Genomic DNA, 13,282 nt, shown 5'->3' with positions numbered 1-13,282 from the left:
ACCAAAGAAGTGGGGAAACTAGATCACGCCAAGTCAAAAAAGCGTGAATCGCTGACAGCTTAGTGCTGCGAAATTGACTCAAGTTGTTGCAAGAGCAGCGCAGCCTGGGTGCGTGTACGCACTCCCAACTTGCGGAAGATCGCCGTCACATGGGCCTTGATCGTCGCTTCGGACACGCTCAGCTCGAAGGCAATCTGCTTGTTCAACAAGCCTTCGCAGACCATGGTCAGCACGCGGAACTGCTGGGGTGTGAGGCTGGCCAGACCATCGCGGGCGGCCTTGGCTTCGTCGGACACGTTGATTTCTTCAAACGCCTGCGGCGGCCAGGACACATCGCCATCCAACACGGTGCGTACTGCTTTCTGGATATCTTCCATCGAGCTGGACTTGGGAATGAAACCGCTGGCGCCAAACTCCTTGGAGCGCACCACCACGTCGGCTTCTTCCTGGGCCGAAACCATCACCACGGGAATCTGCGGGTATTGCCCGCGCAGCAGCACCAGCCCGGAGAAACCGTAGGCACCCGGCATGTTCAGGTCGAGCAGCACCAGGTCCCAGTCGGATTTTTCGGTGAGGCGGGCTTCCAGTTCGGCAATGCTGGCCACTTCGACCAAGCGTACGTCAGGGCCCAGGCCCAGGGTGACGGCTTGATGCAGCGCACTGCGAAACAGCGGGTGGTCATCGGCTATCAGGATTTCGTATGTGGCCATTGATTAAATGATCCTGTTTTTTATGGCAGCCCTGATGGGTTCAGGGTTCACCAAGACACAAGGCGACAGCCAGGCAGCCGACGCCACAGGGTACGTTCAACGTCAAAAGCACTTGAACGACGTCGAAAATTCACGGTTGCACCCCAATCGGCGCCCAGCATGCCCAGCGCAGCCTGGGGGGTCAAGCACTACGCCCGCGGGCATTTTAGCGGGGCGCGGGTTTACGGTGCCATCATGCAAACGTCGTCTGGTTATACCGCAGGTATATAAGGTGCCAGACGAGTATGGACGATGTCGGTCGGGTCCAGGGGCAGCTGGAACTTGGCGGCCAGGTAATGGCTGCTGAAGACGTCGAGGTAGGCATCCAGCACTTCGCTGGCGGCGCCATCGTCCGCCAACTCAAGGCACAAGGCCGCGACTTCGGCGGTGCAGAAATGGTCATCGCGCTTGGAGCGACGCAGTTTGTAGCGCGAGAGCTGCTCGGGCGCCAGGCTCAATACCGGCAAATGCTCCAGGTACGGGCTTTTGCGGAACATCTTGCGCGCTTCGCTCCACGTGCCATCCAGCAGGATGAACAACGGGCGCTTGCCCTCCTCCACCGCCACTGCGCTGACGACTCGCTCGGGCGCGACAAATTCGCCGGGGAATACGATATAGGGTTGCCACTGCGGGTCAGCCAGCAAGGTGAGCAAATCCGGGTCGACTTCAGTGCGCGACCAGGCAAACGCCGTGGTGTCGTCGATCACATCGGCAATCAGCCAGCCGGTGTTGCTGGGCTTCATCGGCTCGACATCATGCATCAACAGGCACATGGCCGACCTGGCCGCCACCTTGGGTCGCCAGGCGCACAGGCAATACTCGGGGATCACGCGGCAGCCGGGGCAGCGTTCGGCCCGCGAGCCACGGTTCAGAAACGGCCTGACGGCCCGCGCCAGGCGCTGGGTACGCAGGCGGGAAACGGCGTGGCTCATTGGGTGAGCCGTAAAGAGGGGTAGATCGACACGGAAAAACTCGTGGAAGACTGAAGTGGCGGCAGTTTACCAGCGATACGCCTGGCTGTACTGGCAACGGCTCACCTATAATTGCGCGCCACTGAACGCACAGCGCAGTGGCTGGTCTATGCACCAGTAACCGAATCAGGAGAGTTTCATGCTGCGTTCCATGCTGCGTCTTGCCGCCCCTTCCATCGCCCTTGCGCTGGTATTGCCCGTGGGCGCCCAGGCAGCCTCGCTGCTGGAGGCCCAAATGAACCGGAAGCTGCAAAGCGTCGCGGCCGAAAGCAACAAGGACCTGCCCCGGGAAATCGACGAAAAAACCCTGGAAGTGGCCTACACCGTTGAAGGCATGCAACTGATCGATCATCTCAGCGTACAGCCCGACCGCGCCGAACAGATGCGCGCCAACCCCAAGGCTGTGTATTTCCAGCTGGGTCAAAGCGTGTGCCTGAACAAAGGTTATCGCGAGCTGATGGCCAAGGGCGTGGTGATGCGCTACGAAATCACCGAGAACAAGACCAACCGTCCTGTGGCATCGGTGAAGTTCGTGGAAGCGGACTGCCCGGCACCGGCTGCCGCCAAGAAGAAAAAGTAACCCTTGCCTGCCCCCAGCGCGCTGCTTTTCGGTGGCGTGCACTCCCCCCGCGTCAACTCCCTTTACACGGCTAAACTTGCTGATGAGTGACCAATAAGCGGTTGCCAGCCAAGGGTTTTTCGGCCCATGATCAAGCTATCCCAACCGCCCGTCCACAACGGTTTCCACGCCGTTCTGTAACATTTTCAGGGCAAAAGAGGGTTGCCCTCCTGCGACTTGCAGTGCAAAGGTTTTTAAATCACAAGGAACATACAGAGCCCGTTTGCTGCCTGGCGAACACGTGCAATGCATTGGGTATGCAGCGACACATGCAGTGTCGTGGCCCCCGGACGAATCTCTCGCCGATGGCCCGGTCTCTGTGAAGAAGGAGAAGTTGAATGCCTTACGAACCGAATGACCGCCTGCTCCGTCATTTTGAAGAAAACGGGACCGACCTGACACAACAGGTCGAAGCACAACTCCAACTGGTCGCTCCCAACAGCCCGAACATTCCCCTGTATCGCGACATGATCCTGACCGTGCTGCGCATGGCCCAGGATGACCGCAACCGCTGGAACGCCAAGATAACCTTGCAAGCCATCCGCGAGCTGGACCATGCCTTCCGTGTACTGGAACAGTTCAAGGGCCGGCGCAAAGTCACGGTGTTTGGCTCGGCCCGTACCCCGGTGGAAAGCCCGCTGTACGCGCTGGCCCGGGAAGTGGGCGCGGCCCTGGCACGCTCGGACCTGATGGTGATAACGGGCGGCGGCGGCGGCATCATGGCGGCAGCTCATGAAGGTGCCGGCCTGGAACACAGCTTGGGCTTCAATATCACCCTGCCATTTGAACAGCATGCCAACCCGACTATCGATGGCACCGAGAACCTGCTGTCGTTCCACTTCTTCTTTACTCGCAAGCTGTTCTTCGTCAAGGAAGCCGATGCGTTGGTGTTGTGCCCGGGCGGTTTCGGTACCCTGGATGAAGCCCTGGAAGTACTGACCCTGATCCAGACCGGTAAGAGCCCACTGGTGCCCGTGGTATTGCTGGATGCACCCGGAGGCGGCTTTTGGCAGGGCGCCCTGGACTTCATCCGGAGCCAGCTGGAAGCCAATCGCTATATCCTGCCGACTGACCTCAAGCTGGTGCGGCTGGTCTACAGCGCCGAAGAGGCGGTGGAAGAGATCAATCAGTTTTATGCCAACTTCCACTCCACACGCTGGCTGAAACGCGAGTTTGTGGTGCGCATGAATCACCCGCTCAGTGATCGAGCGTTGGCCCATTTGCAAAGCGAGTTTGCCAGCCTGCGATTGAGTGGGGAGTTCCAGCAACTTGCCTACACGGGCGAGGAGCATGACGAGCCAAGGTTCAGCCATCTGACGCGGCTGGTGTTCAACTTCAATGGCCGCGATCAGGGCCGGTTGCGAGAGTTGGTGGATTACATCAACTTGCCGGAGAACTGGGCACAGGCTCAGGGGAAGGCGCAGCAGCGGTTGGCGCCGGAGCCGGCTTGATTTTTTGAGGGAACGACAAAAGGCCCACTATTTTCATAGTGGGCCTTTTGGGGGGATCATTTTGGGCGGGTGGAGGGGATTGGGGCTGCTTCGCAGCCCAACGCGGGGCAAGCCCGCTCGCCACAGAAGCCCTTTTGCCACAGACGCCCGTTTGCCATAGAAGTCGGTGTACCACAGAGGCCCGTTTGCTACAGAAACTCGTTTGCCACGGGAGACGGGGTATCAGAGCAGGCGAGGCATCAAGGTGTCAGTCGTCCATGGCCTTACCGCTGAGCAAGCGGCTGATCATGTCCATCGAAAACCCGCGATAACTCAGGAAGCGCCCTTGCTTCGCGCGCTCTTTGGCATCGATGGGAAGATGGCCCGAGAACTTGCGACGCCAAGTGTCCTCCAGTTGCGACTGCCAACTGATTCCGCACTCTCGCAGGGCCAGGTCAATATCCGCGCGTTGCAGGCCTCGCTGGCTCAGTTCCTCACGAATGCGCGCCGGGCCGTAGCCCGAGCGGGCTCGGTAGGACACAAAGCTTTCAAGGTAACGGGATTCGGAAAGCAGCCCCTCTTCCGTCAACCGGTCGAGGGCGGTTTCGATCATCTCAGGCTCCGCACCGCGCTGACGCAGCTTACGCGTCAGCTCGACTCGACCATGCTCGCGACGAGCGAGCAGGTCCATCGCAGTGCGCCGAATGGCGACGAGTGTATCCAGTACAACTGTCATCGTTTGCTTCAGATGTCAGTGTCGACTTCTTCTACTTCTTCAACCGGCTCACGGTTGGCGGCAGCTTTCACGTCTGGCGCTGCAGTCAGCAGCTTGTCGCGAATCTGCTTCTCAAGCGTGGCGGCGATATCCGGGTTGTCCGCCAGGAACTTGGCCGAGTTGGCCTTGCCTTGGCCGATCTTGCTGCCGTTATAGGCATACCAGGCACCGGACTTCTCGACGAAGCCGTGCAGCACGCCCAGGTCGATCATCTCGCCGTTCAGGTAGATACCCTTGCCGTAGAGAATCTGGAACTCGGCCTGACGGAAAGGCGGGGCCACTTTGTTCTTCACGACTTTAACGCGGGTTTCGCTACCCACCACCTCGTCACCTTCTTTCACCGCGCCAGTACGACGGATGTCCAGACGGACCGAAGCGTAGAACTTCAACGCGTTACCACCGGTGGTGGTTTCCGGGCTGCCGAACATCACGCCGATCTTCATACGGATCTGGTTGATGAAGATCACCAGGCAGTTGGCGTTCTTGATGTTACCGGTGATTTTACGCAGCGCCTGGGACATCAGGCGGGCTTGCAGGCCCACGTGCATGTCGCCCATTTCGCCTTCGATCTCAGCCTTTGGCACCAGGGCAGCCACGGAGTCGACCACGATCACGTCGATGGCGTTGGAGCGCACCAGCATGTCGGTGATTTCCAGGGCTTGCTCACCGGTGTCCGGCTGGGAAACCAGCAGGTCGTCAACGTTGACGCCCAGCTTGCCGGCGTATTCAGGATCCAGGGCGTGCTCGGCGTCGACGAACGCGCAGGTCGCGCCCATTTTTTGCGCCTGGGCAATCACCGACAGGGTCAGGGTGGTTTTACCGGAAGATTCAGGACCGTAGATTTCAACGATACGGCCTTTTGGCAGGCCGCCAATGCCGAGCGCGATGTCCAGACCCAGAGAGCCAGTGGAAATAGCCGGGATCGCCTGACGGTCGTGATCGCCCATACGCATTACGGCACCCTTGCCGAATTGACGTTCGATCTGACCCAGGGCCGCAGCCAAGGCTTTCTTCTTGTTGTCGTCCATTAAAGTCCTCACGTAATCAATAAGGCCTGACGGCCAACACCTGTATAAGTAGACAGTATTGTTCCACAAAGATCAGAGATCGCCTACCCCTGATTGTCTATTTCTGCTGCAGCTCGTCGCATCAAGCCTTCAAGGGCGGCCTTTACCGTCTGTCGGCGGACTTCGTCGCGACTGCCAGGGAAGTGCGCAAGCTCGGCCGTAACCTCGTCACCCACGCCAAACGCGAGCCACACCGTGCCCACCGGTTTGTCCGGCGAACCGCCATCCGGCCCGGCCACTCCACTCACCGCCACGGCAAACCGCGCCAGGCTTTTTTCCTGGGCGCCGCGCACCATCGCTTCGACCACTTCCTGGCTGACCGCACCGACCTTGGGAAACAACGCCTCGGGCACATTCAACTGTCGGGTTTTCTGACGGTTGGAATAGGTGACATACCCTGCCTCGAACCACGCCGAACTCCCGGGGATCCGCGTGATCGCCTCGGCAATACCGCCACCGGTGCAGGATTCGGCCGTGGTGACGTGCGCATTGAGTACCTGCAAGCGGCGACCCAGTTCAGCGGCAAGTTGAGTGATTTCCTTCACGGTCGTCTCCAGAAGTGGGTGGGGGTTTGCCTACCCTACAGGAGCAAATCGCGCATGCAAGCGACAGACTGGATCAAGAGATTAGCGGGCGATGGCGCGCACATACGCCTGGCAGGCGCGCAACGCAATCAGGGCGTTATCACCGTCGTCGGTGATGCCGATAATTCGCTGAGCATGCGCCGGGTCAAGTCGGGCTCGCGCGGTTGCATGAACCACGCCGCCGGCGGTGGCAGTGGCTGGCACTGGACAGCCACTGGAGGCGTCGAGAAGGACTGACAGCCGCACATCAGCAGTGGCCAGGCGATCACGCAGAGCTGCCTGATGACGTTGGGCATCGCTCAATTCCCGGGCATGTTGTTGGTCACTGGCACTGAGCTGTTGCTCCAGGGCCAGCCGTTTGTCCTGTTCAGCCTGTTGTTGCTGCGATATTGCCTGCGCCTGCAGTGCCGACAAGCGTTCAATCTGCCCCCCGTACCGCCATGCCTGCACCTGCCAGACAACAGCCACCAGCAGGCAGACACCGATCAGGCGGCACACGCCTAAGACACGCATAACACCGCCTTCGCGCGTGCCCACAGGCGCAAACGGTCCTCCAGCCCATTGAGCCCACCGTTGATACGCCGTGTGATGGTGGTGAACTGGTCGTGATCCGCCAGCTCGTTCAGGCCGTTGCTCTGCCAGAACCAGGCGGCCGATTCGACCGCCCATTGCGGCTGCTCCAGTAATGTCGGTTCCCGCAACAGACGATCATCGCCGAACAGTGCCTGGCTACAGGCCAGGTAGTTGCGACGGCCTGTGATCTGGATCAGCCCCCGCCCCCGGTACAGTTGGCCGTCACCATCCGCTTCGGGCGTGTTGCCCAGGCGCACAGCCAATGCACCGGTATCGTACTTGCTCAAATACGCGTCACTGCCCAGTTCGCGCACGTAGTGCAATTCGCCGGACTCGTGGCCGATCTGGGCGAGAAAGGCGGCAGCGCGCTGCACGCTGTTGATCTGGTACCGGATAAAGGCGACATTGAAAGCCGCTAAAAAAATGCCCGCTACACGGCGGGCTCCAGGCATGATTTGGATCAATTGGGGCTGAGTTATCACCACCACGTTCACCTTCAAAGGTCCTTATGTAGATAAACCACCGGCCGTGATCGTGCTGCGATAGCCCTTTACCGGGTCCCCCACATTGATCACCTTGGTTATCGACCACTGGCCTTGCATATACGCCGGCCAGGTTTCATCCAGGCGCAGCAGCCCTTCGGCAGCCACCAACGGGTTACCAGGGCAATCAATCACCATCTCCAGCCCCTCTCGCCCGACGCGACGCAGCTCACCTTCAGCGACGGCACGCGCTTCCTCTTCGTTCTGGCAACGCTGGCGCAGGGTCTTGAAAGGCGCGACCCCGACCTCGACCACGTGCTGTTTGCCACCGGCAACATCCCACCAGGTGACACGGCTGCCCATGTATTTGGAGCGGGTTTTATCGTTGAGCGTGGCGGTTATGAAGGCCTGGTCACCGGGACGGTTATCCTGGGTCACGGACAACTTCACCTCCGGCAATTGTTTAAGGGACACCGATTTGACTTGCCCCGCTTCGGCCAGCACATACAGCTCGTTGAACGGCTTCGTCACCGCGTGGTAGCGCCTGGCCAGTCGCGTGATAAACGCCATGTCGCTTTCATTGGATTGGTCGATATGAGCAATCGCAATCCCCTCCAGCGACGGCGCCACACGCGGCGAAAAACCATGCCGGCCGACCAATTGCCGAAACAGTGCCCCCAGGGTCGTAGGCCCGTAACTGGCAGAGCGCCGCTGACGGTAGCCGCGCGGGTCGCCCACGCTGAAAGGTGCGGCCGTCGCGACGATCATCAGGCGCATGGGAAACAGTACGGGGGTGCGTTGGGTAATCACGAACTCGCCCTTCTCTACCAGTCCCGACTCTGAGTAACCGACGCGCATGCCGATCTTGCCGCTCAAGCTCGGCAGACCTTCAAGGTCTTCGATATTGAGCGTCAGCTCCAGCCGGTCAGACTCGATACCCGCCGCGTCGGTGTGACTCCAGCTCATGATCCGTTGATTAAGCAATGCCGCATTGGCGCCGTAAAACTCCACGATCGGCGTAAATCCCTGAGCCATAAAACCTCCTCAATCCCACGCCAGGACAGGCCGCAACGCAGTCGGCCGTGATTGCATCTCCGGCACGATTACCCACACGCCCGCCGGTAGCACCGGGCCGTACTCGGCAAGATCCGGGTTCAAGCGCCACAGGGTTTCTTCAGCCACATCGTCGCAACGCCCCAACTCACGGTAGAGCAGCAGATTGGCCGAATCACCGGCGATACTTCGCACTCTACGCATTGACGAATTCCCCCAGTTCAAGGGTCCAAGTCATGACCATGGCGGTGCCGTCATCAATCACATTGCGCTGGTTTTCCAGCACCGAATTGATACGCCACAGGCCCCAGTTGCGGCCGATCCCATCCACCAGCGGCAAAGGCACCCGCTTGTTTTGCAGCGCGCGCAGTTCATCCAGTCGCTGCATGCCTATGCCGTACATGGCGGTGCCGGTAAACGTGAGTTTTTCCAGCTTCTGTCCGCTTTGCCGCGACTGCGGCTTGCTGGCGATTATCGTCAGGTCGCTCCAGCCGCCGTCGCTGTCACGGACCAACGTGGAATAGGCAAACCCTCGGGAAAGGCCAAAGATAAAGTCGCCCAGTACCATTTGCTGTCGCATTAATCACCTCCTGGGTCGGTCAGTGCCGCGTTGCGCCGGATCCCCAGCGAGTCGGTGAGCATTGGCACGCATTGAAATTGCAGGGCCTGGATCACTTGATTGGCCACTTGCTGGGCGTCTGCCGGGTTGACACCGGTGATCTGGATACTCGGGGCAATCGAAACTTGAACGTTGTCGGCGCGAGCGCTGTTGAGCTCTTTGCTGACCGCGTTCGGCGGCGGCAGGCGGTCACTCGAACCGAACAGTTTTTCACCCAGCCAGGCGCCTGCCTCACTGCCCAATAAGCCACCCAGGGCCCCGCCGACCACAGTGCCTGCGCCGGGGAAGACCAGAGTGCCAATTGCCGCGCCGGCGGAAGCGCCCGCCCAGGCACCGCCGGCCGTACTCAGGCCGGTGCCGATGGCTTTTGCGTCGCCGTTGCGTACGCCCTGAATCACGTCCAGGGTGGCTTCGGCGGTTCTCAATGGCGCCAGCCGTCGAATGCCGGTGGATCCAAGCGTGGCAAAGGCATCGTTCAGGGCACCCGAAGATAGGTTTAGCCGCGATAACGTTGGTGCTGCAACGCTTGCCCCGGCAAAGGATTGAAAGCTTTGCGTGGTCGCACCCGGTTGAATGCCTGGTGGCGAAGCAACCAAGGCCTGGCGTTTTTTTCCGAACGGGTTCGTTAGGCCTGAACCAAGCCAACCCAGGTTTTTGAGACCTTTGGCGCCCTTAATAAATAGGTCAAAGGCCAAATCAATCGTTTTTTCAGCTGCTTTGCTTTTCAACGCGTCCCACAACTCGCCTCCAACCGCCTTGGCCGCGCTCGCAAGATCACCATCAGCGGGCTTCTTGGGCTCATCTTTCAATGCGCTCGTGGCAACATCAGCCGCTTTGGGCACCAGAGAGTCGCCATTGATGAACAACGTGCTGTTGAGCGTCTCCAGCGTCTCGCGCAGTCGCACTTGCTCCTGGGTCAAGGCGTTGATGTCCACGCTGAGGGTGACCAACGCGGAGCGCAGTTCGAACGGCAGCTGCGAGGCCGCCTCCAGGCTTACAGGTGCCGCAGCACTTGTGGAAAACGGTGCCAGCACATTGCCTAGATCCGCCTCGCCGAACATCCAGCGGAAGTCCTCCTGGGCTAGCCTGATCCCATATTTAGTCTCTTGCATCCCGCTCTACTCCTGTTTAACGCCAAGGCGAGTCATCGCGATGTCGTAGCGGCGCAATGCTTTTGCGGCATCCCAATCGAGGATCTCCGCTTCATTTACCGAGTAAACCAGCGGCACCACATCGAGGATCACTTCGATGTCGCGTTGCGAAAGAAGGCCGCCGGTTGATTTAAAAAATGGTCGATGCGCTCCTGCAATTCGGTCCAGTCGGGCACGGTCAGGCCGGCGAGATCGGGGATCATCAAGCCGCTGCAATGCGCGGTGATGAATTCGGCGCGCTCCTTGTTGGTGGCGAGTTTCTTCATCACCTTAGTGGCGCGCAGGGCGGGCATTTCCAGGACCAGTTCAGTCAGGGTGCGGCCGGCTGCGTCGAGGGGCAGCAACAGCTGGACGGGCTGGTCGTGGGTCGATTCCGTTTGTTCGCCAAGGAAGGACGACGCCGGACGAGTCGACATCTCGTGTACGTATTGGGCGATGGTCACGTAGTCCGGTCGCTTGAGTTGGTCGAGCTCTTTTTCCGACAGGCCGGTGGCGAGTTTCGCCAGTTCGAAGAACTGGTCATCCTCGTCATCACCGGCCCGGGCCAGCGCGTCTTTTTGCGCGGCGTAGTACAGCGGTTTGAGTTGAACCTGCTGGATCGTCGCGCCGGTATCGGCGGTGATCGGGGACAGCAGGACATGCAGCGGTGGCATCCAGGCCATGGGGCAATTCCTTGTTTAAGCGATGTTGAAAGCAGCGCAAATCTAAAGCTGCGCGCGGTCAATGTGGGAGCTGGCTTGCCTGCGAGGGCAACAGCTCAGTGCATCAGGCACACCGAGCCGCCTGCATCGCGGGCAAGCCCGGCGCCCACATCGGCTGTGTCCACTTCAGGTCACGGTAGCCCTTACGGCATCAATACAGCGCGGCGCGCGTCGCCGAGGATGTCGACGCCGTTGAGCACGAACTTCTGGGTGCGCACGTCGATGTCGATCACCGAAATACCGTTTTCCAAGCGGTTGTAAGTGCGGCAGGACAGCTCCAGGGTGGTGGTGGCCTTTTCGCCCATTTTCAGCTTGGCCTCGGTCAGGGATTTCAGCTTGCCGCCGACTGTGTGGTAAGTGAAATAGGTCTTGCCGTCCTGGTCCTGGCCGGCTTCGCGCACGTTCAGCAGGATGTCATCACCCAGGCGCACGCCCAGCGCCAACATGACTTCCGGGCCGGCGCCTTGCAGCACCAGGGTTGCGCCGAGCACTTTGCCGCTCTTGGCCATTTCTTCGGCGATGAAGCGCCCGCCGGACATGGGCTCCATTTCGAACTCGATCTTCGGCGGGGAGAACTCCTCCACCGTCGCGGACAACGGCAGGCCTTGAAGGGTGGCCGCAATGGCCTGTCTGACTCGATTGGTAAACATTAGAGAACGTCCTCCAGGAACTGCTCGATGATTTCATCGCGGGCATTGAGTTGATAAATCATGTGTTCGTTCGGCGCGTAGCGGCCGTAGTCGATGACGATGTACCAGGTGCCGTTCTTGTACTTTTCGACACTGTTCAATTCCGGGTGCAGGTACACGCTGCCGCCGGGGATGGTTTCGTCGGCGACCAGGGTTTGCAGCCAGTCGTTGATGCGCTTGACTTCCTGGTCCATGAAGGACTTGGTGAGGTTCTTGGCCATGGCTTTCTGGCCGGCCTTGACCAGCTTGCGGCTGATCGCATCTTCAAGGCCCACATAGCTGATGAACTTGCCGGTGATCGAGCGGTTGCCCAGCAGCGAGAAGCCGCCAAGGATGGTGCGCGCGTAGTAGCTCACGCCGTAGCGGTTGAGCAGGTCGCCCTCGGTGGAGGTGTCGAGGATGTTGTACTCGACCACGCGGGAAACGTCCTCGGCGAACGTCACCTGATTGCCCGGGCTTTCCCACTGCTTGACCTTCGCCAACGCGGCGATAGCCAGGGACGAGGGGGCGAGAAACACGTTTTTCTTCGCGGCCTTGGAGTACACCGACGGCATGTTGTGCACCAGCAGGCACCGGTCGAAACCGAGGTCGGCACCGCCCAGTTCGCCGCTGTAGGTCACCTGGTCAGCCACTGCTGCGTCCTTGCCATCCAGCACCACGCGGGCCTTGATGCGCTTGCCGAACGCGGCAAACTCGCCGGCCACGGCCTTGGTGCCGGTGAAGCCCGGGGCACCGATGATGGTCAGGTCTTCCGGCACATTCGCCAGTGCCGCCAGGCCCAACTTGCGACCGGTGATCGGCTCGTCACCGCCAATCACGTTGTTGAGGGTGTCGGCCGGTGTCGCGCCCTCCTCCACGATCACCACGTACACCGGTACCTTCACCACTTTGAGGATCTGGTAGACGGCGTGAAACAGCGTGCCCGACTCAGCACCGGTGGGGTCCAGCAGCGCCTGGGTGGTGAAGCTGTTGATGCGCAAAGGCGCGTTCTTGGGGATCGACGCATGCGCATTCGGCGCAGTGCCGACCAGGCCAATCACGTTGTCGCCAAGGCCACCCATGGCCTCGGGAGATTCAGTGGCATTCACGGTGATGCCGTTGTGCTCGAAGTTCAAAACCTCAGCCATGATTAGTCAGCCTTCTTGGTGGTGGCCTTTTTGGCCGGGATGGTTTGCTGCGCAGCAAGGACGCTGGTGAGTTCCAGGCGGCCGGCGGTGCGCAGGGCGGATGCTTCGACGTCCAGCAGTTCCAGTTGCTGGCCGGCGGTGGACCAATGGCCGGCGCCGGTGGGGAAAGGGATGAGGACGGTGTAGGTTTGGCGGTTTGCCATGTGGGGTAATCTCCAGGCGAAAAAAAACCGCGGAGGGCGGTTTGGGGGGCAGTTGAGGTTTAATCGGTGTGTTCGGCGAGCCAGTCCGGGGGGGCCGGACGCTTTTGCAACGTGGGAAAATCCGCAGACTGCGGCCAGTCACGCAGCAACTGCAGGTAGTTCAGCAACGCCGTGAACGGCTCTGCTTCCAGCGTCGTTGGGATGCCCAATTCCAGTTGATCGCGATGCCGATCGCGCAGACCGGTCGCGGTCACCAACTGCCGGTCTCGCCACGCACGCTCTTTAGCGGCCATTTGCTCAATGCTCAGCCCTGGTGGATCAATGGCGACCGGGGCACCCAGCTCATCTGCAGCAATGATTTTTCCGGCAGCGTTCTGAGCGCGAAGCTCAGCGTGGCGCGCATGGGTGATTTCCTGGCAGGCCCTATCAGATGGCTGCATGCCGGGCAGATAAAATCCGCCCGTTTCTGCGCAATAAAAAATGCTCATG

The 13,282-nt window shown here is 60.1% G+C and carries 19 protein-coding genes; 2 read left to right on the top strand and 17 right to left on the bottom strand.

Annotated features, from left to right (window positions below; all coding sequences use genetic code 11):
- Positions 1-59 precede the first annotated feature (59 nt).
- Together erdR and NTD80_RS00385 are read right to left on the bottom strand one after the other, a co-directional pair.
- Entirely contained in the window at positions 60-710 is a 651-nt protein-coding gene (gene erdR, locus NTD80_RS00390) for a response regulator transcription factor ErdR (RefSeq protein ID WP_065903269.1), read from the bottom strand.
- 251 nt (positions 711-961) lie between these two features.
- Positions 962-1,681 (bottom strand): tRNA-uridine aminocarboxypropyltransferase, encoded by a 720-nt coding sequence (locus NTD80_RS00385; protein WP_201143633.1) that lies wholly within the window; start codon positions 1,679-1,681, stop codon positions 962-964.
- Positions 1,682-1,859: 178 nt separating this feature from the next.
- Between NTD80_RS00385 and NTD80_RS00380 the strand changes: the two genes are divergently transcribed.
- Both NTD80_RS00380 and NTD80_RS00375 read left to right on the top strand, forming a co-directional pair.
- Complete coding sequence (locus NTD80_RS00380; protein WP_120447755.1) at positions 1,860-2,300, top strand: PA3611 family quorum-sensing-regulated virulence factor; 441 nt, start codon at positions 1,860-1,862, stop codon at positions 2,298-2,300.
- Positions 2,301-2,677: 377 nt separating this feature from the next.
- Positions 2,678-3,790: a TIGR00730 family Rossman fold protein gene (locus NTD80_RS00375; RefSeq protein ID WP_120447754.1), complete on the top strand. Its 1,113-nt coding sequence runs from the start codon at positions 2,678-2,680 to the stop codon at positions 3,788-3,790.
- Between the two features lie 247 nt (positions 3,791-4,037).
- On the opposite strand, the gene recX is transcribed toward NTD80_RS00375, so the two are convergent.
- The 15 genes from recX to NTD80_RS00300 all read right to left on the bottom strand — a co-directional run bounded on the left by recX (position 4,038) and on the right by NTD80_RS00300 (position 13,281).
- Positions 4,038-4,505 carry a recombination regulator RecX gene (gene recX, locus NTD80_RS00370; protein WP_262131638.1) on the bottom strand — a complete coding sequence of 156 codons (468 nt, stop codon included), beginning with the start codon at positions 4,503-4,505 and terminating at the stop codon, positions 4,038-4,040.
- Between the two features lie 8 nt (positions 4,506-4,513).
- Entirely contained in the window at positions 4,514-5,572 is a 1,059-nt protein-coding gene (gene recA, locus NTD80_RS00365; RefSeq protein WP_010170065.1) for a recombinase RecA, read from the bottom strand.
- Between the two features lie 83 nt (positions 5,573-5,655).
- Positions 5,656-6,156 (bottom strand): CinA family protein, encoded by a 501-nt coding sequence (locus NTD80_RS00360; protein ID WP_065903282.1) that lies wholly within the window; start codon positions 6,154-6,156, stop codon positions 5,656-5,658.
- 81 nt (positions 6,157-6,237) lie between these two features.
- Entirely contained in the window at positions 6,238-6,708 is a 471-nt protein-coding gene (locus NTD80_RS00355; RefSeq protein ID WP_262131635.1) for a lysis protein, read from the bottom strand.
- Positions 6,696-7,253 (bottom strand): glycoside hydrolase family 19 protein, encoded by a 558-nt coding sequence (locus NTD80_RS00350; RefSeq protein ID WP_262131655.1) that lies wholly within the window; start codon positions 7,251-7,253, stop codon positions 6,696-6,698. The genes NTD80_RS00355 and NTD80_RS00350 overlap by 13 nt, the downstream gene beginning before the upstream one ends.
- A gap of 21 nt (positions 7,254-7,274) precedes the next feature.
- The gene (locus NTD80_RS00345) at positions 7,275-8,285 is read right to left on the bottom strand and encodes a contractile injection system protein, VgrG/Pvc8 family (protein WP_262131634.1); all 1,011 of its coding nucleotides are present in this window, start codon (positions 8,283-8,285) and stop codon (positions 7,275-7,277) included.
- Between the two features lie 9 nt (positions 8,286-8,294).
- On the bottom strand, positions 8,295-8,507 hold the full coding sequence (locus NTD80_RS00340; protein ID WP_262131632.1) for a tail protein X: 213 nt from the start codon (positions 8,505-8,507) through the stop codon (positions 8,295-8,297).
- Complete coding sequence (locus NTD80_RS00335; protein WP_262131631.1) at positions 8,500-8,883, bottom strand: phage tail protein; 384 nt, start codon at positions 8,881-8,883, stop codon at positions 8,500-8,502. Before NTD80_RS00335 ends, NTD80_RS00340 begins: the two co-directional genes overlap by 8 nt.
- The gene (locus tag NTD80_RS00330; RefSeq protein WP_262131630.1) at positions 8,883-10,034 is read right to left on the bottom strand and encodes a hypothetical protein; all 1,152 of its coding nucleotides are present in this window, start codon (positions 10,032-10,034) and stop codon (positions 8,883-8,885) included. Before NTD80_RS00330 ends, NTD80_RS00335 begins: the two co-directional genes overlap by 1 nt.
- Before the next feature lie 6 nt (positions 10,035-10,040).
- Positions 10,041-10,166 carry a hypothetical protein gene (locus NTD80_RS00325; protein ID WP_034102430.1) on the bottom strand — a complete coding sequence of 42 codons (126 nt, stop codon included), beginning with the start codon at positions 10,164-10,166 and terminating at the stop codon, positions 10,041-10,043.
- Positions 10,163-10,735, bottom strand: coding sequence for a phage tail assembly protein (locus NTD80_RS00320; protein WP_262131629.1), 573 nt, complete (start codon positions 10,733-10,735; stop codon positions 10,163-10,165). The genes NTD80_RS00325 and NTD80_RS00320 overlap by 4 nt, the downstream gene beginning before the upstream one ends.
- A gap of 182 nt (positions 10,736-10,917) precedes the next feature.
- Positions 10,918-11,424, bottom strand: coding sequence for a phage major tail tube protein (locus NTD80_RS00315; RefSeq protein WP_262131628.1), 507 nt, complete (start codon positions 11,422-11,424; stop codon positions 10,918-10,920).
- Positions 11,424-12,590: a phage tail protein gene (locus tag NTD80_RS00310; RefSeq protein WP_065903306.1), complete on the bottom strand. Its 1,167-nt coding sequence runs from the start codon at positions 12,588-12,590 to the stop codon at positions 11,424-11,426. The genes NTD80_RS00315 and NTD80_RS00310 overlap by 1 nt, the downstream gene beginning before the upstream one ends.
- Positions 12,591-12,592: 2 nt before the next feature.
- Complete coding sequence (locus NTD80_RS00305) at positions 12,593-12,793, bottom strand: hypothetical protein (protein ID WP_201143626.1); 201 nt, start codon at positions 12,791-12,793, stop codon at positions 12,593-12,595.
- A gap of 59 nt (positions 12,794-12,852) precedes the next feature.
- Complete coding sequence (locus NTD80_RS00300) at positions 12,853-13,281, bottom strand: phage tail assembly chaperone (RefSeq protein WP_106805005.1); 429 nt, start codon at positions 13,279-13,281, stop codon at positions 12,853-12,855.
- Position 13,282: the final 1 nt, after the last annotated feature.

This window comes from Pseudomonas sp. 13B_2.1_Bac1 (assembly GCF_025466155.1).
Lineage (GTDB): Bacteria > Pseudomonadota > Gammaproteobacteria > Pseudomonadales > Pseudomonadaceae > Aquipseudomonas > Aquipseudomonas aylmerensis.
The sequence above is the reverse complement of the archived record's forward strand: the minus strand, read 5'-3'. Positions and strand labels throughout refer to the sequence as shown.